At 68.6% G+C, this 21,157-nt stretch carries 18 protein-coding genes and 1 tRNA gene; 13 read left to right on the forward strand and 6 right to left on the reverse strand.

Features of this window, described 5'->3' with window-relative positions:
• Positions 1-29: 29 nt before the first annotated feature.
• The 7 genes from ACW17Y_RS12770 to ACW17Y_RS12800 all read left to right on the forward strand — a co-directional run bounded on the left by ACW17Y_RS12770 (position 30) and on the right by ACW17Y_RS12800 (position 9,277).
• Positions 30-1,160, forward strand: coding sequence for a beta-ketoacyl-ACP synthase III (locus ACW17Y_RS12770; protein ID WP_492036066.1), 1,131 nt, complete (start codon positions 30-32; stop codon positions 1,158-1,160).
• Entirely contained in the window at positions 1,160-1,843 is a 684-nt protein-coding gene (locus ACW17Y_RS12775; protein ID WP_492036067.1) for an iron-containing redox enzyme family protein, read from the forward strand. Before ACW17Y_RS12770 ends, ACW17Y_RS12775 begins: the two co-directional genes overlap by 1 nt.
• Complete coding sequence (locus tag ACW17Y_RS12780; protein WP_492036068.1) at positions 1,840-2,799, forward strand: DUF6999 family protein; 960 nt, start codon at positions 1,840-1,842, stop codon at positions 2,797-2,799. The genes ACW17Y_RS12775 and ACW17Y_RS12780 overlap by 4 nt, the downstream gene beginning before the upstream one ends.
• Positions 2,796-6,413 (forward strand): hydantoinase B/oxoprolinase family protein, encoded by a 3,618-nt coding sequence (locus ACW17Y_RS12785; RefSeq protein ID WP_492036069.1) that lies wholly within the window; start codon positions 2,796-2,798, stop codon positions 6,411-6,413. The genes ACW17Y_RS12780 and ACW17Y_RS12785 overlap by 4 nt, the downstream gene beginning before the upstream one ends.
• A gap of 155 nt (positions 6,414-6,568) precedes the next feature.
• Complete coding sequence (locus ACW17Y_RS12790; RefSeq protein WP_492036070.1) at positions 6,569-7,294, forward strand: DUF969 domain-containing protein; 726 nt, start codon at positions 6,569-6,571, stop codon at positions 7,292-7,294.
• Positions 7,291-8,256 carry a DUF979 domain-containing protein gene (locus tag ACW17Y_RS12795; RefSeq protein WP_492036071.1) on the forward strand — a complete coding sequence of 322 codons (966 nt, stop codon included), beginning with the start codon at positions 7,291-7,293 and terminating at the stop codon, positions 8,254-8,256. The genes ACW17Y_RS12790 and ACW17Y_RS12795 overlap by 4 nt, the downstream gene beginning before the upstream one ends.
• A 1-nt stretch (position 8,257) precedes the next feature.
• Entirely contained in the window at positions 8,258-9,277 is a 1,020-nt protein-coding gene (locus ACW17Y_RS12800; protein ID WP_492036072.1) for a DUF2891 domain-containing protein, read from the forward strand.
• 108 nt (positions 9,278-9,385) lie between these two features.
• Here the strand turns inward: ACW17Y_RS12800 and ACW17Y_RS12805 are convergent, their stop codons facing one another.
• A complete protein-coding gene (locus ACW17Y_RS12805) occupies positions 9,386-12,376 on the reverse strand; it encodes a TonB-dependent receptor domain-containing protein (RefSeq protein ID WP_492036073.1) in 2,991 nt (996 codons plus the stop codon).
• A gap of 249 nt (positions 12,377-12,625) precedes the next feature.
• Between ACW17Y_RS12805 and ACW17Y_RS12810 the strand changes: the two genes are divergently transcribed.
• Together ACW17Y_RS12810 and ACW17Y_RS12815 are read left to right on the forward strand one after the other, a co-directional pair.
• Positions 12,626-13,171, forward strand: coding sequence for a hypothetical protein (locus tag ACW17Y_RS12810; RefSeq protein ID WP_492036074.1), 546 nt, complete (start codon positions 12,626-12,628; stop codon positions 13,169-13,171).
• 94 nt (positions 13,172-13,265) lie between these two features.
• The gene (locus tag ACW17Y_RS12815) at positions 13,266-14,537 is read left to right on the forward strand and encodes a putative 2OG-Fe(II) oxygenase (RefSeq protein ID WP_492036075.1); all 1,272 of its coding nucleotides are present in this window, start codon (positions 13,266-13,268) and stop codon (positions 14,535-14,537) included.
• Between the two features lie 107 nt (positions 14,538-14,644).
• Here ACW17Y_RS12815 and fliE read toward each other — a convergent pair whose 3' ends face one another.
• Genes fliE through ACW17Y_RS12830 form a run of 3 tightly spaced genes read right to left on the reverse strand, consistent with a single transcriptional unit; the run spans position 14,645 to position 15,834 of the window.
• Complete coding sequence (fliE, locus tag ACW17Y_RS12820) at positions 14,645-14,947, reverse strand: flagellar hook-basal body complex protein FliE (RefSeq protein WP_492038301.1); 303 nt, start codon at positions 14,945-14,947, stop codon at positions 14,645-14,647.
• Positions 14,948-14,963: 16 nt separating this feature from the next.
• Positions 14,964-15,398, reverse strand: coding sequence for a flagellar basal body rod protein FlgC (flgC, locus tag ACW17Y_RS12825; RefSeq protein WP_492036076.1), 435 nt, complete (start codon positions 15,396-15,398; stop codon positions 14,964-14,966).
• A 19-nt stretch (positions 15,399-15,417) separates the two neighbouring features.
• Entirely contained in the window at positions 15,418-15,834 is a 417-nt protein-coding gene (locus ACW17Y_RS12830; RefSeq protein ID WP_425988070.1) for a flagellar basal body rod protein FlgB, read from the reverse strand.
• A 122-nt stretch (positions 15,835-15,956) separates the two neighbouring features.
• Here ACW17Y_RS12830 and ACW17Y_RS12835 point away from each other — a divergent pair, with 122 nt between their 5' ends.
• From ACW17Y_RS12835 to ACW17Y_RS12845, 3 genes are all read left to right on the forward strand, one after another.
• Positions 15,957-16,226, forward strand: coding sequence for a flagellar biosynthetic protein FliO (locus ACW17Y_RS12835; RefSeq protein WP_492036077.1), 270 nt, complete (start codon positions 15,957-15,959; stop codon positions 16,224-16,226).
• Positions 16,223-17,077: a flagellar type III secretion system pore protein FliP gene (fliP, locus tag ACW17Y_RS12840; protein ID WP_492036078.1), complete on the forward strand. Its 855-nt coding sequence runs from the start codon at positions 16,223-16,225 to the stop codon at positions 17,075-17,077. The genes ACW17Y_RS12835 and fliP overlap by 4 nt, the downstream gene beginning before the upstream one ends.
• Before the next feature lie 118 nt (positions 17,078-17,195).
• Entirely contained in the window at positions 17,196-17,474 is a 279-nt protein-coding gene (locus tag ACW17Y_RS12845) for an HU family DNA-binding protein (protein WP_298162342.1), read from the forward strand.
• Between the two features lie 12 nt (positions 17,475-17,486).
• Here the strand turns inward: ACW17Y_RS12845 and ACW17Y_RS12850 are convergent, their stop codons facing one another.
• Positions 17,487-20,402, reverse strand: coding sequence for a tetratricopeptide repeat protein (locus ACW17Y_RS12850; RefSeq protein WP_492036079.1), 2,916 nt, complete (start codon positions 20,400-20,402; stop codon positions 17,487-17,489).
• A gap of 111 nt (positions 20,403-20,513) precedes the next feature.
• Between ACW17Y_RS12850 and ACW17Y_RS12855 the strand changes: the two genes are divergently transcribed.
• On the forward strand, positions 20,514-20,930 hold the full coding sequence (locus ACW17Y_RS12855; RefSeq protein WP_492036080.1) for a DUF983 domain-containing protein: 417 nt from the start codon (positions 20,514-20,516) through the stop codon (positions 20,928-20,930).
• 13 nt (positions 20,931-20,943) lie between these two features.
• Here ACW17Y_RS12855 and ACW17Y_RS12860 read toward each other — a convergent pair.
• Positions 20,944-21,020 (reverse strand) — tRNA-Arg (locus ACW17Y_RS12860).
• Positions 21,021-21,157: the final 137 nt, after the last annotated feature.

A 21,157-nucleotide genomic window follows, 5' to 3' on the forward strand; every position in this document is an offset into this window, starting at 1 on the left:
CGTGCGCATTGAGCGCCATGCCATCGAGTATGCTTCGCGACGTCTACATCACCGGGACCGGCGCCTTCCTGCCCGGTCCGCCGGTGGGTGTTGAGACGATGGAGGATTTCATCGGCCGGATCGGCGGGCGGAGTTCCGCAGTGGGTCGCCGCGCCCTGCGCTGGAACGGGGTCGAGACGCGCCACTACGCCCTGACGCCCGAAGGCCGGCCGCTGCACTCCAACGCCTCGATGACGGCGGCGGCGACGCAGGCGGCGCTGGAGGATGCGGGCCTGTCGATCGGCGACCTGAAGCATCTGGCCACGGCGACGACCCAGGGCGACTACATCGTGCCCGGCCACGCCAGCGCCGTCCATGCGGAGCTCGGCGCCGGCCCCATCGAGATCGCCAGCTACCAGTCCGTCTGCGCCTCCGCCCTGATGGCGGCCAAGGGCGCCTGGCTGCAGGTCCGGGCCGGCGAAGCCGAGGTCGCGGCGGCGGCGGCCGGGGAGTTCTCGTCCCGCTGGTTCCGGCCGGAATTCTATGAGGGCACCTCGCTGGTCGACGCCAAGGGCCGGGCGCGGGTCGAGGCGGACTTCCTGCGCTTCACCCTGTCGGACGGGGCGGGCGCGGTGGTGATGGAGCCGAAACCCCGGCCTGACGACCTGTCGCTGAAGGTGGAATGGATCGACCTGACCTCTCTGGCCGGGCGGTTCGATCCCTGTATGTGGGCAGGCTCCACCTTCGCCGACCGGGCGGACATGAAGTCAGCGTGGAGCCATGCGGGTCCCGTCGCAGCTCATGCCTCCGGATCCGTCGCCCTGGTGCAGGATTTCGAGCTGCTGAAGATCGTTATCCGCGCCTGGATCGGGGTCTGGCTGGAGAAGGTGGATCAGGGGCGGATCGTCCCGGATCAGGTCGACCACCTGCTGTGTCACTATTCGGCCCGGTCGCTGCGGGAAGAGATCGTCTCCGTCCTGAAGAGCACCGCCGCCATGATCCCCGAGGAAAAGTGGTTCTCGAACCTGCCCACAGTCGGCAACATCGGCGCGGCCTCGATCTGGGTCATGCTGGAAGAGTTCATGAAATCGGGACGGGCGAAAAAGGGCGAGAAGGTCCTGCTGATCGTGCCCGAGAGCGGACGGGCCATGGTCGGATTCATGATGTGCGAGGTGGTGTGATGGCGGATGGCGCTCGCGTGGACGATCAGGTCGCGGACACCCTGCGAAAACTCGCGGTGGTCTTCGCCGATTTCGAACAGCGGCTGGAGGCGACGCCTCTGATCCGCAAGTTGACGCGCGGACGGTTCGAACTGGCCGACTATCAGCTGTTCCTCATCAACCTGCGCCAGCAGGTGAAGGACGGCGCTCTGTGGATGTCGCGCGCCGCGTCGAACGTCGGCGAGGGACACCTCGAACTGCGCTCGACCCTGATGCGCCATGCCGTGACCGAGCATCGCGACTTCCGCCTGCTCGAGGCCGACTTCGTCTGCTCCGGCGGCGAGGTCGAGGTCATCCGTTCGGCCCCCAAGAACGTCGGCTCCGAGGCCATCTCGGCGTGGATGTTCCACGAGGCCTCGAAGCCCGACCCCTTCGGCCTGCTGGGCGCCATGTTCATCATCGAGGGACTGGGCTCGATCAAGGCCGCGCCCTGGGGGCGGCTGGTCAAGGAGCGGCTGAACCTGCCCGACGAGGCCGTGCGGTTCCTGCTCTATCACGGCGAGAACGACGCCGAACACATGCAGGAGTTCGAGGAGATGCTGCGGATGGTCCTGCCGGACGCCGCAGTCGCCGAACGGATCGTGATGACCGCGAAAGTCACCGCCCGCCTCTATGCGCTGCAGATCGAGGAGATCGTGGCGTGAGCCTGTCCGACGGCGGCGATACGACGGAGTGGAAGACCGATCCGTTCGACGCGCGCCGCTATGACGCCAACGATCCGGACCCTTGGCTGGCGCTGTATCTCGACCACTCCCTGCCCATCGATCCGCAGGCGAAGCGGGCCCTGTTGCTCGGCGCCCGGTCGTGGTCGCGGCGCTGGCTGTTCCCGGTCAGCCGCCCGCTCGTCTTCCTGTTCTTCGGCCTGGTGAAGGTGCTGCGGGCGATCTCGCCGCGCTATCCGAACCTTAACGGCCTGCTGCACAAGTCCATCCACTGGGGCCTGCGCACCTTCGGCTCGCCCGAGTGCAACACCCTGATCCTGCGCCACTTCCACGTAGGGACGGAGCTGCTAGCCTTCATGAAGGCCAATGCCGGGATCGATCCGGCCCTGGTCAAGACCGTGCCGTTGAAGCCGCTGACGCTGAAGGATCTGGAGGACAATGTCTTCCTCCAGCACGACCTGAACATCTTCAACTTCATCATCGAGCTGAACATGGCGCTGCGGGCCGCCGGCAAGGAGATCACCCCGCCCGACCGGGTCGACTTCTCCATGCTGTCGGACATCGAGCCGGACTTCGAGACCTTCCCGACCGGTCCGCTGAACCGCATCGATATCCAGACGGCGGTGGAGTTCTACACCCCTCTGTATGCCCTGATGCTGCCCCGCGCCGACTTCATGCGGGCCAGCCATTCGCTGCAGCTGGACGAGATCGTCGGCATCTATATCGGGCGGATTCTCGGCACCGACTACCACATGCATTTCGTCAAGAACGGCCACCCCCTGGTGACCCTGTCGACGCTGCAGGCGGGGTTCCGGCTGATGATGCACGGGCTGGACTGCGAGGCGATGCATGGCTGGCTGCGGGTGCTGAAGGCGCGTCAGGAAGCGGGTCTGCCGCTCGATCCGCGCGATCCCACCGGCGGGCCGGAGCTGGCATGACGGAAGCGGCGATCGACGGCTGGCGGTTCTGGATCGACCGGGGCGGCACCTTCACCGACATCGTCGCCCGCGCGCCCGACGGCGCCCTGACCACAGCCAAACTCCTCTCCGACAATCCCGACCAGTATGAGGACGCCGCCGTCGAAGGGGTGCGCCGCATCCTCGGGGCCGCGCCCGGCCCTCTGCCCGCCGGTCTTGTCGCCGACATCCGCATGGGCACGACGGTGGCCACCAACGCCCTGCTCGAACGCAAGGGCGAGCCGACCGTCCTGGCCATCACGCGCGGCTTCGGCGATGCGTTGCGCATCGGCTGGCAGGCCCGCCCCGACATCTTCGCCCGCCACGTCGTCCTGCCCGAGCCCCTGCACGACCGGGTCATCGAGATCGACGAACGCGTCCGCGCCGACGGACGGCTGGACCGCCCGCTGGACGAGACCACCGCCCGCGCCGACCTGACCGCCGCCTTCGCCGAAGGGTACCGCGCCCTGGCCATCGTCCTCGTCCACGGCTGGCGGTTCACCGACCACGAGATGCGCCTCGCCGCCCTCGCCCGCGAGATCGGCTTCACCCAGATCTCTGTCAGCCATGAGGTCGGCGCCCTGATCAAGCTGATCGGGCGCGGCGACACCACCGTCGCCGACGCCTATCTGTCGCCCGTGCTCGACGCCTATGTCGCCCGCGTCGGTCGGGCGCTCGGCCCCGACGTCCCCCTGATGTTCATGCAGTCGTCGGGCGGTCTCGCCAGCCCCTCCGCCTTCCGGGGCAAGGACGCCATCCTGTCCGGGCCGGCCGGGGGCGTGGTCGGCATGGCCGCGACGGCGATGGCCGCCGGTTTCGACCGCGTCATCGGCTTCGACATGGGCGGCACCTCGACCGACGTCTCCCACTATTCCGGTTCGTTCGAGCGCACCTCGGACGCCGTGGTCGCGGGCGTCCGCCTGCGCGCCCCCATGCTGTCGATCCACACCGTGGCGGCCGGCGGCGGCTCCATCTGCCGCTTCGACGGATCGCGCCTGCGCGTCGGCCCAGAGTCCGCCGGCGCCGTGCCCGGCCCCGCCGCCTACCGTCGCGGCGGCCCCCTGACGGTGACCGACTGCAACGTCCTGCTGGGCAAGTTGCGGCCCGAGTTCTTTCCCGCCGTCTTTGGCCCCGACGGCGACCAGCCGCTGGACCACGCCGCCGTCGCCGCCAAATTTGGCGCCTTGGCGGCCGAGGTCGCCGCCGCAACCGGCCGCCCCACCGACCCCCTCGACCTCGCCGAAGGCTTCGTCGCCATCGCCGTCCAGAACATGGCCGAGGCGATCAAGTCGATCTCCATCCAGCGCGGCCACGACCTGACCGGCTATGTCCTCAACTGTTTCGGCGGCGCGGGCGGCCAGCACGCCTGCCTCGTCGCCGATGCCCTGGGCATGACGACGGTGATGCTGCACCCGTTCGCGGGGGTTCTGTCCGCCTACGGAATGGGCCTGGCCTCCGTCCGGACGATCCGCCAGACCACGGTCGCCGCACCGCTCGCTCCCGCCTCCGACGCCGCCTTCGCCGACCGCGTCACCGCACTCGAAGTCGAGGCCCGCGCCGACCTCCTGGCCCAGGACCTGCCCGCCGCCTCCATCGGCACCGAGGCCCGCGCCGAGATCAAGTTCGCCGGCAGTGACACCCCCCTGACCGTCCCCTTCGGCCGCGCCGCCGACATGGCCTCAGCCTTCGAGACCCTGCACCGCCAGCGCTTCGGCTTCTTCGCCGAGGACAAGGCGCTGGTGGTGGAAACGCTGGAGGTCGAGGCGATCTCCGCAGTAGAGGCGCCTTCGACCCGGACTGACGCCACTCCGACAGCGGATCCGCCTCACATCGAATCCGTCCCCGTCCGCCTCGCCGGCGCCGAGCACGTCACCCCCGTGCATCGCCGCGAGATCCTCGCCCCCGACGCCCGCATCCCCGGCCCGGCCGTCATCCTCGAATCCACCGGCACGACCCTCGTCGAACCCGGCTGGTCCGCCCGCGTCGACGCCTCGGCCAACCTGATCCTCGAGCGCACCACGGCGCTCGCCGGCCGCGCCCCCATCGGCACCCACGCCGACCCCATCCTGCTGGAGGTGTTCAACAGCCGCTTCATGGCCTGCGCCGAACAGATGGGAGAGGCCCTGCGCGCCACCGCATACTCGGTGAACATCAAGGAGCGGCTCGACTTCTCCTGCGCCATATTCGACGGCGCGGGCGCCCTGATCGCCAACGCCCCGCACATCCCGGTCCACCTCGGCTCGATGGGCGAGAGCATCCGAGTCGTCATCGCCTCGCGCGGCCCGGAGTCGGCACAGCCGATGCGCCCCGGCGACGTCGTCATGCTGAACGCCCCCTATAACGGCGGCACCCACCTGCCCGACATCACCGTCATCATGCCGGTCTTCCTCGACGCCGAGCCGGCGCCCGCCTTCTTCGTCGCCGCGCGCGGTCACCATGCCGACGTCGGCGGCATCACGCCCGGCTCCATGCCCGCCTCCTCGACCACGGTCGAACAGGAGGGCGTCCTGATCGATGACTTCCTGCTGGTCGAGAGCGGTCGTCTGCGCGACACCGAGACCCGCGCCCTGTTCGCCTCGGGCGCTTACCCGTCCCGCAACGTCGATCAGAACATGGCCGACCTGAAGGCCCAGGTCGCCTCCTGCCAGCGCGGCGCCGACGAACTCAACCGCATGGTCGTCGAGTTCGGCCGCCCGGTCGTCGAGGCCTATATGGCCCACGTCCAGGCCAACGCGGAGGAAGTCGTCCGCCGCGCCATCGCCGCCCTGAAACCCGGCCAGTTCGCATATGAGATGGACGACGGCGCCGTCATCCGCGTCCGCATCGACGTGGACGCCAAAGCCCGCACCGCCGTCGTCGACTTCACCGGGACCAGCGAACAGCGCCCGACCAACTTCAACGCCCCGCTTTCGATCACCCGGGCGGCGACCCTCTACGTCTTCCGCACCCTGGTCGACGACGCCATCCCGCTGAACGAGGGCTGTATGAAGCCCATCACCCTCATCGTCCCGGAGGGATCGATGCTGAACCCCCGCTATCCGGCGGCGGTCGTGGCCGGCAACGTCGAGACGAGCCAGGCCGTGGTCGACACCCTGTACGGCGCCCTCGGCATCCTGGCCGCCAGCCAGGGCACGATGAACAACTTCACCTTCGGCGACGCGACCCGCCAGTACTACGAGACCATCGCCGGCGGCGCGGGCGCCGGCCCGGACGCGCCCGGCGCAAGCGCGGTCCAGAGCCACATGACCAACAGCCGCCTGACTGACCCCGAGGTTCTGGAAACACGCTTCCCCGTCCTGCTGGAAGAGTTCTCGATCCGCCGGGGCTCCGGCGGCGCGGGCGCGGCCAGAGGCGGCGACGGAGCGACGCGGCGGGTGCGCTTCCTCGAACCGATGACGGCGGCCATCCTCTCCGGTCACCGCAGGATCGCGCCGTTCGGCGTGGCGGGGGGCGAACCCGGCGAGGTCGGGGCGAACAGCATCGAGCGGGCGGACGGATCGACGGAAACCCTCGGCTCGACCGCGGAAACCTCCATGGCCCCCGGCGACGTCTTCGTCATCCAGACGCCGGGAGGCGGCGGGTTCGGCAAGCCCTGAACCCACCGCCGTGCACCCCGGCGAAGGCCGGGGTCCAGTTCAGGGATGCGGTCCATGGGATGCGCCTTCGGTCTCTCATCAGCAGAACGTCTTCTATCTGGACCCCGGCCTTCGCCGGGGTGCACGGTGTGAATTGAATCGAGGGGGAACTGCCAATGCTCGTGCTGCTCGGAATACTGGTCGTCGTCGCGGGCTTCGTGGCCCGGATCAATCCGTTACTGGTCATCCTGGCCGCGGCCATCGTCACCGGGATCTGCGCCGCCATCGTCCCTGGCGTCAGCCTCGCCGCCCTGTGGCAGGCGGCCGTCGCCACCCTCACCGCCTTCGGCGACGCCTTCAACGACAACCGCTATTTCCATGTCGTCTGGCTGATCCTGCCCGTCATCGGCCTGCTCGAACGCGCGGGTCTGCAGGAGCGCGCCCGCATGCTGATCGCCAGGGTCAAGGCCGCCTCCGCCGGTCGCCTCCTCCTCGTCTATCTCCTGATCCGTCAGGGGACCTCTGCGCTGGGCCTGACCTCGCTCGGCGGTCACCCCCAGATGGTTCGCCCGCTCGTCGCCCCCATGGCCGAAGGCGCGGCGGAGATCGAGGCCGGCGGGACCCTGCCCGATGCCGTCCGCTATCGAATCCGGGGCATGTCGGCCGCGACCGACAACATCGGCCTCTTCTTCGGCGAGGACATCTTCATCGCCATCGGCTCCATCATCCTCATGGTCGGCTTCCTCGAACAGGCCGGCATCATCGTCGAGCCTCTGCAGCTATCGGTCTGGGCCATTCCGACCGCCATCGCCGCCTTCCTCATCCACGGCGCGCGTCTGCTGATGTTCGACCGCGAGGTCCGCAAGGCGATCTCTGACGCCCCCTCGGAGGCCGGCCAATGATCACCCTCGATCAGGTCTACCTCCTCGTCGGGCTGATGTTCCTGGCCTTCGCCATCCTGACCCTGCGCGACGCCAGCCACCCGACGCGGATCCGCAGCGCCCTGTTCTGGGGTCTCCTCGCCGGGTCAATGTTGTTCGGGTCGTATCTCGGAGGCCTCGGCAACGGCCTTCTGGTCGTGGCTCTCGTGGCGCTCGGCGGCCTGTCGAAGCTCGGCGTCGGCAAACCCGGGAGCACCACGCCCGACCAGCGACGCGAGAGCGCGTCCCGGCGCGGCAATGCCCTGTTCCTGCCCGCCCTGATCGTGCCGGTCGTCGCCGTCGGCGGGACCCTCGCCGCCAAACACACCGGCTGGGGCGAGGCCCTGTTCTCCCCGACCCAGACGACCCTGATCGCGCTCGCGCTCGGTTGTCTGATCGCTCTCGGCGCCGCCATGGCCTGGCTCCGGCCGCCCGCGACCGCGCCGCTGCACGAGGGTCGCCGGCTGATCGATTCCATCGGCTGGGCCGTCCTCCTGCCCCAGATGCTGGCGGCGCTCGGCGCCATCTTCCTTGCCTCCAATGTCGGCGGCGTGGTCGGCGAGGTCGTGACCCAGGCCGTGCCGATGAGTTCGTCTCTGGTCGCCGTGGTCGCCTACTGCCTCGGAATGGCGCTGTTCACCGTCATCATGGGCAACGCCTTCGCCGCCTTCCCGGTCATGACGGCGGCCATCGGCCTGCCCTTCGTCGTCGGTCAGTTCGGCGGCGACCCGGCCATCGTCTGCGCCATCGGCATGCTGGCCGGTTTCTGCGGCACCCTGCTGACGCCCATGGCCGCCAACTTCAATGTGGTGCCGGCGAACCTTCTGGAATTGCCCGACCGTAATGCCGCCCTCAACGGTGTCATCCGCGCCCAGGCCCCGACCGCCCTGATCCTTCTCGGGGTCAACATCGCCCTGATGTATTTCCTAGCCTTCCGGTTCTGACATGCCTCACGCCCTCGACGCCGCCACAGCCGCCCGTTTCGCCCGGGCCGCGCTCGGCCATGTGACGCGGGAGTATCCCAACAAGCTGGATCACGTCCTGAACGGGCCCGAGGACGCGCTCGGCCCCCGCGCCCTTCACCCGATCTTCTTCGGCAGTTTCGACTGGCACTCCTGCGTCCACGGCTGGTGGACACTCTTCACCCTGCGCCGCCTGTATCCGGACATGGCCGAGGCCGCCGCAATCGCCGGTCTGGCGGACGAACTGTTCACCCCGGCCAATGTCGGGGTCGAGTTGGCCTATCTGGCCACACCCTCCAGTCGGGGCTTCGAACGCCCCTACGGCTGGGCCTGGTTGCTGATGCTGCAGGCGGAGCTGGACCGCCACTCGGACCCGCGCGGCCGAGCCTGGGCCGAGACCCTGCGTCCCCTGGCCGTCGCCTTCGCCGACCGGTTCAAGGCCTTTCTGCCGATCTCGACCTATCCGGTGCGGACTGGCGCCCACTACAACACCGCCTTCGCTCTCCGCCTGACGCTCGACTACGCTGAGGGCGCCGGTGACACGGAGCTGGCCGAACTGTGCCGCTCCGCCGCCTTGCGCTGGCATTCCGCCGACCGCGACTGCCAGGCCTGGGAACCGTCGCAGGACGAGTTCCTGTCGCCGACCCTGATGGTGTCAGAAATGATGCGTCGCGTGAGCGACGATCAAGACTTCGGATCCTGGTTCGATCTCTATCTTCCGCGACTCGAACAGCGCGAGCCCGCGACCCTGTTCGCCCCCGCCACGGTCAGCGACCGGTCGGACGGCAAGATCGCCCATCTGGACGGTCTGAACCTCAGCCGGGCCTGGTGCTGGCGGGGCATAGCCTCTGCCCTGGCGTCCGATGACCCCCGTCGGGCCGTCGCCCTGAAGGCGGCCGGGGACCACCTCGACGCCGCCCTGCCCCACGTCACCGGCGACTATATGGGCGAGCACTGGCTGGCCAGTTTCGCGCTTCTGGCCCTGCTCGCCGAGCCGGGCTGAACGACGCCAGCGCCCTGATCCACCGGGGCTTTTTCCAGTCTTTCGCGCAAAAGAAAGGGGCGGCCGATACGAGATCGGCCGCCCCCAACTTCTTAGCTTTGACGCGCCTTAGAAGCGGGCGGTCAGGCCGACGTAGTAGCGGCGGCCGAGCACGTCATAGGCGGACGGATCGGTGTTGGCCGCGACGGCCGGGCTGTAGACCGGGGCCATTTCGTCGGTGAGGTTATTCACACCGGCGCGCAGGGCGACGGTGTCGTTGACGGCCCACGAGGCGTTCAGATCGAAGTAGTCGATCGCGTCGATGACCTGGGCGCGGTTGTTGAAGTTCAACGCCGAACCCTGGTAGCGCCAGCGCATGCCGAGGCCGACCGGACCCATGTTCCAGTTGACCGAGGTGAGCGATTTCCACTCAGGCAGGGTCAGGCCGAACGAGTTCGACAGGGTGCCCGTGCGGTCGGTGAAGGTGCCGCCCGGCAGGTCCTGGCGCTTGTACTCTTCCAGCTTGGTGCCGGTGACGTTCACGCGCAGCGAACCCCAGTCCGGCAGACCGAGGTCAACCAGAGCGGCGTTCCAGTCGACCTGGAAGTCGATACCCGAGGTTTGCAGGGCGCCCAGGTTGGCGTTGGTTTCGAACGTGTTCGTAACCTGGCCAGACCCGCGGTCGCGGCTGAACAGCGAGCAGTAGAAGTTGTTCGGATCGTAGGTGGTGTTCGACGCACCGTCGGCGTTGAAGCAGCGACGGAACTGTTCGGTCACCGCGACAGTGCCAACGACGTCGGCGATCTCGATCGTGTAGTAGTCGAGCGAACCCGAGAAGCCCGAGAGCCAGGGGTTCGAGAAGGGCGACTGGAAGACCAGGCCGACGGTGTAGGAGTCGGCGGTTTCCTCGAACAGGTTCGGGTTGCCGCCCGACAGACCCTGAACCTGCTGGTTCGGGTAGGTGTAGCTGTCGATGACCTGCGACGGGACGCCTTGCGTCAGGCAGAGGGCCCGAACGGCGGCGGCGCCGGCGGCGCCCGGAGCGCGATAGGCGCTGCGGATGTCGCAGGGATCGCCCGAGAACTGCGGGGCGACCGGCGTTCCGCCCGTCGGCGAACCGATCGAGGGGAAGTTCGTGTTCTGCGCGCCGAACAGTTCACCGATCGACGGGGCGCGAACAGCGCGCTGGATGCCGCCGCGAACCGTCAGGGCGTCGACGATGACCCAGTTGGCGTCAGCCTTGTAGGATTCGACCACGCCGACCGAGTCATAGCTGGAGACGCGGTAGCCGATGTTGGTTTCCAGGCTCTGGATCAAGGGCAGATCGCGCAGCAGCGGGATCAGGATTTCACCGTAGCCTTCGTACACCTGGTCGGAACCGGAGAGCGAGTTCACCGCGTTGAAGCCGGCGATGTCGTTCTGAACCGTCAGGACGGTCGTCGTGCCGTTGAACGACGGCAGCAGGGCCGTGGCCGACAGCGAGGCGTCAGCGACGAAGTTGTAGTTCTGCTCGCGATAGGTGCCGCCGAGAGCGACGCGGACTTCACCGGCCGGCAGATCGAACATGCCGCCCTGAAGGTTGACTTCAAAGACGCGCTGGTCGTTGACGGTCGTGTTCTTCGACGTCCGGCCGATGTAGGCTTGGCAGGCAGCGCTCAGCGTGGATTCACCGAACGGGTTGAAGCCGCCGGCGCAGAGCGAGGCGCCGCCGTCTGCGGCGTCCAGCAGACGCTGAACCGCCGAACGCGAGACGTTGCCCGTCTGGGTCGTGGTGTCGTCGACGCGGCCGTAGGACAGGTAGGCGTCATAGGTCCAGTCGCGCGTGCCCTCCAGGTCGCCGCGGATACCCGTGGTGATCTGATAGACGCTGACGGCCTCGTTGCCGACGCGCGCACCCAGGGCGCTGAAGCGCTTGTCCAGGCGGAAGGTGCCGGCCGGGTTCGGGCGGCTGTTCAGGACCGAGCGCAGCTCGGACGAGATGAACGGGTTGGTCGACGGAACGCGGAAACCGGTGCCGGCGGCGGCAGGCGAGGCGGCCAGCAGGTTGGAGGTCTCGTACTGCGAGAACAGGAACTCGGTGTAGACCTCGGCCGCCGGGTTGATCTCGTAGGTCGCGGTGCCGAACACGTTGTAGCGGTTCTGCGGCAGCACGCCGTAGTTCAGCGGGCCGGTGTTGTAGGCGAAGTCGGCCTGTTGCAGCGGACCGGCGGTGCGGAAGCCCTCGTAGTCGATGCCGCCCGGCGAAACGTAGTCGCGGGCGTTCTGATACGTGAACAGCGTGCCGTTGTTGTTGAAGCCGAAGGTGTTGGCGTTCGTGCCGCCGGTGATGAAGCCGGCGACCACGGCCGTGGTCGGCAGGTTCTGGGCGTCAAAGACGGTCGAACCCAGGGGCGAGGCGCCCGAGAAGCCCGAGACGGCCGAGAACGGACGCGCGGCGTTGAAGAGCGGCGAACGGTGCGAGTAGTCGAACGACAGCACGGCGTGGCCGCGGTCGCCGAACTTGCCGCCGACGGTCAGGTTGACCGAGTTCGAGTCGGCGTCGTTACGGTCGGATTCGCCGTACTGGACGTCCAGGCGGAGACCCTCGAAATCGTCGTCGAGCAGGAAGTTCAGCACGCCGGCGACGGCGTCCGAACCGTAGGTCGACGAGGCGCCGCCCGTGATCGTTTCGATGCTGGAGATCAGCGCGGTCGGCAGGATGTTGAGGTCGACGACCGACGAGGCGTTGGAGGCCACCAGACGGCGGCCGTTCATCAGCACCAGGGTGCGGGTCGTGCCCAGGCCGCGCAGCTGCACGTTGGCCTGGCCGCCGTTGGACGGGTTGTTCGACGTGGCGTTCGCGGCGGGCGTGAACTGCGGCAGGTCGTTGATCAGGGTGTCGATGTTGACCGAACCGGTCGCCTGGAAGTCTTCGGCAGTGACAGTGACGATCGGCGAGTTGGCGACATAGTCCTGACGGGCGATGCGCGAACCGGTGACGACGATGTCGTCAACGGCGTCGTCTTCCTGGGCGTCCTGCGCCATGACGGGCGCGGCCATCAGAGAAGCGGCGGCGACCAGGGCCGCGCCGGCGAACATCGAGGTGCCGAGAAGTCGGCGGCGATAGGTGGTGTCGGTCAAAGGGGCTTCTCCATGAGCAGTCTGTTTTCAGGTCGGACCTTTGGCCCGCCCGTTCCCGACCCGCGCGGATGCAGATCTGGAACTTGGGCGAAAGCGTTACCGCACACGGTGGACGGGTCAATGAGGATGGCCGCAACGCGACGCTTTCGTGAAAGAATGTCACATTCAGACCACGCCCCGGCCCCATTGCCGCAACGAGTAAAATATCGCGTAAGAAGCGGGCCACCGCTCTTCTTGAGGATACGGAACATGCGTAAAAAATCATCGTTTCCGGGGCTGCCGGCGCTCGCCCTGGCCGCAGCCGCTTTCGCAGCTCCGATGAGTGTCCATGCGCAGGACGCAGCGCCCTCCAGACCCCCGCTGCTGGAGGGTTTGCTGTCCTGTCGGACGATCACGGCGACCGACGCACGGCTGGCCTGTTTCGACGCCGCTGCAGCCGCGTTCGACACAGCCGAACAGCAGGGCGAGGTCACGGTGATTGACAGGGTGCAGGCGCGCGAGACCCGCACCCGGCTGTTCGGTCTGGACCTCGACACGGCCAACCTGTTCGGGCGGCTGCGGCAGGATGACCCGGTGGAGGCGATCGAGACGACCCTGACCAGCGGGCGACAGGATGGACGAGGCCAATGGACCTTCGTTCTGGCCGACGGTTCGACCTGGCGTCAGATTGACATGGAGCGCATCACCAGTCGCGTCGCCCCCGGGGCGTCGGTGCGCATTCGCCAAGGCGCGGTGGGCAGCTTTCTGTTGAGCGTGGGCGGGGCCCGGTCTGTCCGCGCCCGTCGCGAGCGCTGAGCGCGCCACCAAAGCCGTGAAGCCTCATGGTCCCGAATCAGCGGCGCGCCTTCAGATCCTGACACAGGCCGTCGAGGCCCGGCCCGCGAGCGCCGTGGCTGAGCACAATCTCGCCGCCGCCCTCGGCGACATGGGTGACGCCGAGGGGGCCCTGGCGGCTGTCCGGCGCGCCTTCGCCAAGGGCGGCGACGCGCCCGAGACCTGGCTGGTGTTCGCCCGCGCCCTCATGTCATCAAGCCGACTCGCGGAGGCCGAAGAGGCCCTGCGCCAGACCCTGATGCGTCGCCCGGACTATGCCGACGCGCTGCGGGACCAGGCCCAGCTCATCTGGATGCGGAGCGGTGACGCCCGTGCGGCCCTTGCGGCGATCGACGCCCGCCTCCAGTCCGTGCCGACCGCGCCGCTGGTTGGCCTGCGCTCGAGCATCGTGCGAGACATCGTGGGCGACGAGGCGGCCTATCGCGGGCTGGAACCGTGGCTGAACGGGCCTCACCCCGCCTTCCTCGATGCGATCGCTTCGGCCGCCGCTTCGGGTTTCGATCCGGCGTTGGCCCTGAAGCACGCCGATGCTGCGGCGGCCGCCGCGCCGGACGACGCCGAGGCGCGGGTGGCGCAGCTGGCGGCCCTGATGGCCTGCGGGCGATCCGGCGAGGCCCTGCCGGGGCTGGACGCCCATCTGGCGGCGGCGCCGGTCGATCAGTACGCCCTGGCCCTGCGCTACGCCGCCTGGCGGGTGGTCGGCGACCCGCGCGCCCTGTCCGCAGAGGACTATCGGCGGCTGACCGCCGCGTTCGATCTGGCCACGCCCACTGGCCAGGACCGGGAGACCTGGCTGGCCAGGGCCGCAGCCGGTCTGCGCGGTTTGCATCCCTTCCAGGCTCAGCCGTTCGGCCAGTCGATCCGCTCGGGCGCGCAGGCGGCGCTGGACCCGCGTTTCGCCGGCGATCCGGCCGTTGACGCGATCTTCGACGCCTTGACCGACCCCATAGAGCGCTTCATCGGCGCCATGGCCGGTCGGGACGATCCGATGAGCCGCCGTGCGGGTGAAGGCTTCGAGATCATCGGCGCATGGTCCGTGCGCCTGACGGCCGGCGGCCGTCACAGCGACCATATCCATCCCAAGGGCTGGGTGTCGTCCGCTCTCTATGTCGAGACGCCGGAGCCGTCGCCGGATCAACCCAGGGCGGGCTGGTTGCGGTTCGGGGCCTGTCGCCTGGGTGTCGGGCTGGAGTTGCCGCCGGAGCACTGGATCGAGCCGACGCCCGGCCGCGTGGCGCTGTTCCCCTCCTGGATGTGGCACGGCACCGAGCCGTTCACCGGCGGCGGCGAGCGACTGACCGTCGCCTTCGACGTCCAGCCGAGGTAGCCCTCGCGCCGCACCCGCGCTCAAGCAGCGAGCGACCGCGTCGCGAGCGGTAGCGCGCCAAAGATGCGCTCAAGCAGCGAGGCTCCGCGAGCCGAGCGGTAACGCCCTTAAATGGGCATCCGCATGATTTCCTGATACGCCGAGATCACCTGGTCGCGCACCGCGATGACGGTCTGCAGCGAGGCCTCGGCGCTGGAAATCGAGGTGACCACGTCGATCATCGAGCCCTGATCCTGGACAGCCTGGGTCATGTTGGTTTCGGCCGCCCGCGTCTGCTGGGTCATGTCGCCCATGACGTTCGACAGCAATTGCGAGAACTCAGGCCCGCCGCCGGCCGCCGCCGCGCCGGCCGTCGCTCCGCCGGTTCCCTGCGCCTGGGCGTAGGCGCGGGCCGCCATCAACGGGTTCATCGACATCGGTCAGGCCCTATCGTTTCAGGATATCGAGGGTGCGGCTTTCCATCGACCGCGCCGTCTCGATGACGTTCAGGTTGGCTTCGTAGGCCCGCTGCGCCTCGCGCATGTCCATGGCCTCGATCAGGGTGTCGACATTGGGCCGCAGGACATAGCCTTCGCCGTCGGCGGCTGGATGGGTCGGGTCGTATTCGCGGCGGAAGTCGCTCTGGTCGGGGCGCACCTCAGCCAGGGAGACGCCGGTGGCGCCATCGATGCCCCGCGCCTCGAAGACCGGAATCTGGCGGCGATAGGGATTCCCCCCCGCCGTCGGCGCCGTCGAGTCCGCGTTGGCGATGTTCTCGGCGATGATCCGCATGCGCGACTGCTGCGCGGTCAGGGCGGAGGCGGCGACGGCCATGGCGCTGTTGCGCGGCGCGCCGTTGCGGCCGTTGATCGGATCCGTCATCGGACGCTTCCCTTACAGCTCATCGACCCGGAACCTTGGCGGCCAGGCCGATCATGGCCATCGACTTGGTGTAGAGGCCGATCGCGGCGTCATAGGCCATGCGGCTCTCGGCCATCTTCAGCATCTGCTCCTCGACCACCACCGCGTTGCCATCCAGCGTGGTCTCGGAATCGGGCGAGGCCTCGGAGGTGAAACGGGCCACGGGCGCGCCGTTCGGGCCGCCGACGGGCATGTGGCCGGCTGAGGTCTGGACCATGCGCAGCCCGCCCCCGTCCCGCATCGCGGCGGCGAAGTCCGTCGGCGCCCTCAGATCACGGCCGACGTAGCCCGGCGTGTCCGAGTTGGCGACGTTCTGGGCGATAAGGCGCTGGCGCTCGTCCAGCCACGTCATGCGGCCCTTGATCTGGCTCAGAAGGGGGATGTCGGCGACGCCCATCGGGATCGTCCTCGTTCACGAATGGGCAGAAAATGCCGCCTGTATGGTTAACGAGGGCTTATCTAAACGCGACGTTAACCACGTTGGTTAAATGTCCCGGGGTCTTCCCGGGGCCCTTCAGAATGAACTTCCTCGATCTCGCGCGCGCCATCTTCGGCCTCGCCTTCACCCTGGGTCTGATCGGCCTGGCCGCCTGGGCCGCGCGTCGCTATGCGCCGCAGCTGATGGCGAAACTGAACGCCGAGCGCGGCGAGCGCCGGCTCAAGGTCGTCGAGACCCTGGTCCTCGACCCCGCACGCCGCCTGGTCCTGGTCAAGATCGACGACGAGGAACGTCTGCTCCTGCTCGGCGAAGGCCGCGAGCTGATCGAACCGCGGGGCGTCGAGAAATGAGCCGCCCGGTCGCCGCCCGCACACGGCGGACAAGGGAGAAGCTTTTCGCCGTCCCCACCCGCGCGGAGTTCATCAGCGCTCTCAAGCTGTCCGCGATCACCACCCTGCTCTGCCTGATGTGGCCGCTGGCCGCCTTCGCCCAGGACGCGGCGGCCGCCGGCGGCGCGGGCGCTGCAATCAATGTCGATCTCGGCACCGGGGCCGGCCTGACCGAGCGGGTCGTCCAGCTGGTCGGCCTGATGACCGTCCTGTCGCTGGCGCCGTCGATCGTCATCATGACCACCAGCTTCGTGCGCATCATCGTGGTGCTGTCTCTGCTGCGCACCGCTCTGGGCATGCAGCAGTCGCCGCCGAACGCCGTTCTGGTGTCGCTGGCCCTGTTCCTGAGCGCCATCGTCATGGCTCCGACGTGGCAGGACGCCTATGATTCGGGCATCCGACCCCTGATGGATCAGCAGATGGAGCTGCCCCAGGCGTTCGATCTGGCGTCGGAACCTGTGAAGACTTTCATGCTCGCCCAGGTGGACCAGGGGGACCTCGCCCTGTTCACCCGACTGAGCCGTCTGGAGGCCCCGACCACGGCCGCCGAACTGCCTCTGAGGGTCATCGTTCCCAGCTTCATGATCAGCGAGCTGAAGAAAGCCTTCGAAATCGGATTTCTTCTGTTTATTCCGTTTCTTGTGATCGATCTGGTGGTCGCCAGCGTGCTCATGTCCATGGGTATGATGATGCTGCCTCCGGTGGTGATTTCCCTGCCGTTCAAGCTGATCTTTTTCGTGCTCGTGGACGGCTGGAGACTGGTCGCCGGAAGCCTGGTCGAGAGCTTCCGGCAAGCGTCCGGCGCGGGCTAGGTTCCCACCCTCAAAGGCTTTGCGAGCCATTGGCGCTTGCCAAGTCGCCCAAAAGGCGTGTTGATCCCCCGGTCGTCGCCCCGGGAATCGGGGCGAGCTTTTCGGGAAACGACCCATAATGACCACTCAAGCTGAACTCATCGCCGCCGTCGCCAAGGATGCCGGTGTCAGCCAGGCCGACGCCGGCCGCGTGCTGGAAGCCATCGTCAAGAACATCCATTCGTCGCTGACCGGCGGCGGCGATGTCCGCATCTCCAACCTGGGTGTTTTCGACACCGCCGCCCGCGCCGCTCGCGAAGGCCGCAACCCGGCCACGGGCGCGACCATCAAGATCGCCGCGTCGAAGGCCGTGCGCTTCCGCGTGTCGAAGCCGCTCAAGGATGCGGTCAACAAGTAAGGCTGTAGCTCTTTAGCCTGCCGCGGGAGCCGCGGCGGCTGGAGCAGTGGGACGGGCGGGCGTCGCGGCAGCGCGGTTCCCGCCCGTTCTTTCTCTGAGCTGGGTCTTCATCTGGTTGACCCAGCCGGTGAAGGTGTCGGCGCCGGCGGTCAGTCCGGCGAAGTCCTGGGCGTTCGCCGCCCCTTCCATTCCATCCAGACCGTCCAGGGCGATGCGCAATGCCGCCCCCGACCGCGCCCGATCCTTGAACGGCGCATAGTTCTGCGACAGCCGCGAAAGCGCGCCCGCGTCGCGCGCCAGCGAATAGCCGACGCCGGCCCGGATCACCCGGCTCTCCTCGTCCGGGGTCAGGGCCGTGGCCGTGTCCTTGTAGCGATCGCCGAGCCGCGCTTCATAAAGCGCCGCCGCCCCCGCCCAGTTCTCCTGCTTCCAGAAGATGTCGGCGCGGACCTGTTGCGCTTCCGGGCTGCGATCGCCGTCAACCGTTTCCAGAGCGTGGTCGTAACGGCCCAGGTCCATCAGGGCCCGCGCCTCCAGCGCCCGACGTTCGGCGCTGAGCGCGGTCGGCAGAAGCGTCGTGCGCGATGACCACAGGGCCTGCAGCGCCGGCTCCGGCTGGCGATCCATCAGCAGCACTGTCGCCAGGGTGGTCGCCACCTGGGCCTTGGCCACGCCCTCAAGCCGGTTGTCGACCTGGTATTTCAGCAGCTCTGCGGCCTGGTCCAGCAGGTCGACGTCGACCAGACGACGGGCCAGACGGCGCACCATCTCGTCCCCGTCAGCGCCCACGGGCGTCAGGTCCCGGAAGTCGTAGAACAGGGCCAGGGCCTGCACCGGCTGCAGGCCGTCGGCCGCGCCGTCGAGGAACAGAGCCTTGAAGGCGTTCGACAGGTCGGACTGCAGTTCCACCGCCCCCGGCAGGTCGCCCAGCCGCTTGCCGGCCCCGCGAAGGGTGTCGAGCGCTTCGCGATAGCGACCCTGCGACAGATACAGGCCGCCCAAGGTGCGGATCACAGACAGCTCGGTGGCATCCCCGCGCCAGCGCCACTTCAGCTGCTCCAGCAGGGCCGCGGCCGCCGTCGGCGTCATCGTGCCCTTGGCCAGTTCGATGCGGATCACGCCCAGCTTGGCCGGGGTGGCGATCCCGTCCAGCGGCGCCCGGCCGACGGCCTTGTAGACGGCCAGCGCGCGATCGGTCGCGCCCTCCAGCTCGAACAGCCGCGCCTGCACCAGACGGGCCGTCAGCTGATCGGCGGCGGGCGCATCCTGCGAGAAACTGTAGGCCAGAAGGGACTTTGCGGCGTTCAGATCGCCGGTCTCCAGCGCGGCCATGGCATGCGCGGCGCCGAACCGTGCGCGCCAGACCGGCGGGAAGCCGTCGATGGCGGCGGCCCCTCCCGCGAAGGATCGGCGCGCCTCTTCCCAGTCGCCCTGTTCGGCGGCCAGCCAGCCCTGCCAGACCCTGGTCGAGGGATCGCCCGCGAGCGCGCCGGACGAGAAGTCCAGGGTGGCCTCTTCCAGCCGGCCGATGGAGGCCCGCGCCGCGCCGCGCAGGCCGCGCAGTTCCGGCTCGCCCTGCAGGGACGGCGTCTCCGTGAACATCGAGTTGACTACGCCGATGGCCTCGAACCCCAGACCGGATCCGACCAGGAAGCGCGTCAGGGCCAGGCGCGCCTCGATCGGGGCGCGCGGATTGTCGGAGGCGGCGATGGATTCCTGCGCCGCCGCGTCCTGAAGCTTGCGATAGCGGGCGGAGAAGCCCTCCTCGCCCGGATCGGCCCATTCGGTCAGGATCAGGGCCGGGAATTCGGCCTTCCTCGGAGCATGGTCCTCGGGCGGCGCGGCCGCCTCGAGCGCCATCGACGGCGGCGACATCGTCAGACCGCCGGGCCGCGTCAGGGTGACGAGGTCGCCCTCTGCCTTGATCGACAGGTCGTCGGTCGGAGTCTCGACCGCCAGCCCCTGAGCCGTCGGCAACAGGGTCAGATCCACGGTCCGGCGAGTGTCGGCGAATCCCTTGCCGGGCGCCAGGGCCGTGACGGCCGCGAACCGGTCGCCGACCATCGGGTCGGTCAGCCAGACAGTCTTGGTCGCCCCGGCCATGTTTGCGACCAGACTGGCCTCGGCCGTGTCGTCACGATCGACCTGGACGCTCTGCGGCGCCGCCGTCGGACCGCCGATGACGATCCTCCAGGTCGCGCCTTCTCCGACCGCCGAGACCGCGAGGCCTTCGGGAGCCGGGATGCGAATGGCCGTATAGTCGGGCCCCATGGCCCAGCGCGCCTGGCCGGCGGGACCGAGGTCGCCCGCCTTCGACATGTCCATCCGGGCGGCGGTGTCGAACACGACCCAGACCGCGTCCCCGCGCCGGAAGACGGCTGCGCCCACCGGCGCGCCCCAGGCGAAGGACAGGCTGACCTGTTCGGCGGTCTTCGTCGCCACGACCGGCACCGCGCCACTGGCAGGGACGGCGGCGCCGGCGGGCGCGGCAGGCGCCGCTCCGGCGGGATAGAGGTTCAGCCATACCGCGCCGTCGTCGGCGCCGGTGCGGGCGTCCGCCCCCTCGGCCAGGGTGATGACCAGTTCGGTGGCGTCCAGCGCCGCGCGGGTCTCGACCTTTACCACGCCCGGGGGCGGATCGACCTTCAGCCGGGTGACGTCCGGGGCGGCGGTCGAGCCGATGCGCACGACGACGGTCTGGCCGTCCCGACGCACCCGCGACCGCGATCCGACGATCCCGGCGAACTCGACCCGGGTGAAGCCATCATTTGCCCCGACGCGGATTGTGATGGGATCCAGGGCGGCGGCGGCTTCCTGGGCGAAGGCCGGCAAGACGGACCCTGCGATCGGGGCGAGCGCGATCGTCCCCGCGGCGCCGAGCGCCGCCGTGGTCCTTCCGATCGCGGTGCTGTTGCGCGCGCCTGCCATTCGCGCGCACACTCGCGCGATCGCCCTTTAGGCGCGGTTAACGGGGTGTGACCGAACGCCCCCTTGCGGCGTTGCATCAAAGCGCCGACCTGAGCGGTGTCAGGAGCCGCCATGTCCACCCCCGAAGTGCCCGCCTATCCCCGCCTGTCGACCCTTTCGACCGGTCTGCGTTGCCGATGCCCGCGCTGTGGCGAGGGTCCCCTGCTCAAGGGCTACCTGACCATCCGCCCGTCATGCCCCGCCTGCGGCCTGGACTATTCATTCGCCGAACCCGCCGACGGCCCGGCCTTCTTCGCCATATCGGCCATCGGCATCCTCGGCATGATGGCCTTCATGGCCTTCGAGTTCACGGTCCATCCGCCGATCTGGGTCCATTTCGCCTTCACCTTCCCCCTGATCGCGGCCGCCTGCCTGCTGGTCCTGCGACCCTTCAAGGGCTGGCTGGTGTCCGAGCAATACGTCCACAAGGCCGCCCCGCCCGAATGGGAAAGCATCGGCGGCCACGGCGAGGGGTCGAAGTGGCGATAACGGGCTGAGAGGTTGGCGACCCCGGAGGGACTCGAACCCCCGACCTCTGCTTTAGGAAAGCCTTGCTCTATCCGGCTGAGCTACGGGGCCACGCGGGCTGTCCCTAGCGGGTTGCGCCCCGCTCCGTAAACCCGTCCAGCGCCAGTCGCCGTGTCCTGGCGAAATCTGTTTGTGGTTAATCGGTCTTAAGATACAATATCTTGGGGTGAACAAACCCCGAATCTGGC

Source organism: Brevundimonas sp. AVps7, assembly GCF_058681545.1.

Coding starts and splice junctions, on each gene's coding strand:
- ACW17Y_RS12845 (WP_298162342.1), top strand. CDS start 17,196: ATGACCACTCAAGCTGAACTCATCGCCGCCGTCGCCAAGGATGCCGGT.
- flgC (WP_492036076.1), bottom strand. CDS start 15,398: ATGACGGATCCGATCAACGGCCGCAACGGCGCGCCGCGCAACAGCGCC.
- ACW17Y_RS12785 (WP_492036069.1), top strand. CDS start 2,796: ATGACGGAAGCGGCGATCGACGGCTGGCGGTTCTGGATCGACCGGGGC.
- fliP (WP_492036078.1), top strand. CDS start 16,223: ATGAGCCGCCCGGTCGCCGCCCGCACACGGCGGACAAGGGAGAAGCTT.
- ACW17Y_RS12855 (WP_492036080.1), top strand. CDS start 20,514: ATGTCCACCCCCGAAGTGCCCGCCTATCCCCGCCTGTCGACCCTTTCG.
- ACW17Y_RS12800 (WP_492036072.1), top strand. CDS start 8,258: ATGCCTCACGCCCTCGACGCCGCCACAGCCGCCCGTTTCGCCCGGGCC.
- ACW17Y_RS12850 (WP_492036079.1), bottom strand. CDS start 20,402: ATGGCAGGCGCGCGCAACAGCACCGCGATCGGAAGGACCACGGCGGCG.
- ACW17Y_RS12770 (WP_492036066.1), top strand. CDS start 30: ATGCTTCGCGACGTCTACATCACCGGGACCGGCGCCTTCCTGCCCGGT.
- ACW17Y_RS12835 (WP_492036077.1), top strand. CDS start 15,957: ATGAACTTCCTCGATCTCGCGCGCGCCATCTTCGGCCTCGCCTTCACC.
- ACW17Y_RS12830 (WP_425988070.1), bottom strand. CDS start 15,834: ATGGGCGTCGCCGACATCCCCCTTCTGAGCCAGATCAAGGGCCGCATG.
- fliE (WP_492038301.1), bottom strand. CDS start 14,947: ATGAACCCGTTGATGGCGGCCCGCGCCTACGCCCAGGCGCAGGGAACC.
- ACW17Y_RS12775 (WP_492036067.1), top strand. CDS start 1,160: ATGGCGGATGGCGCTCGCGTGGACGATCAGGTCGCGGACACCCTGCGA.
- ACW17Y_RS12810 (WP_492036074.1), top strand. CDS start 12,626: ATGCGTAAAAAATCATCGTTTCCGGGGCTGCCGGCGCTCGCCCTGGCC.
- ACW17Y_RS12795 (WP_492036071.1), top strand. CDS start 7,291: ATGATCACCCTCGATCAGGTCTACCTCCTCGTCGGGCTGATGTTCCTG.
- ACW17Y_RS12790 (WP_492036070.1), top strand. CDS start 6,569: ATGCTCGTGCTGCTCGGAATACTGGTCGTCGTCGCGGGCTTCGTGGCC.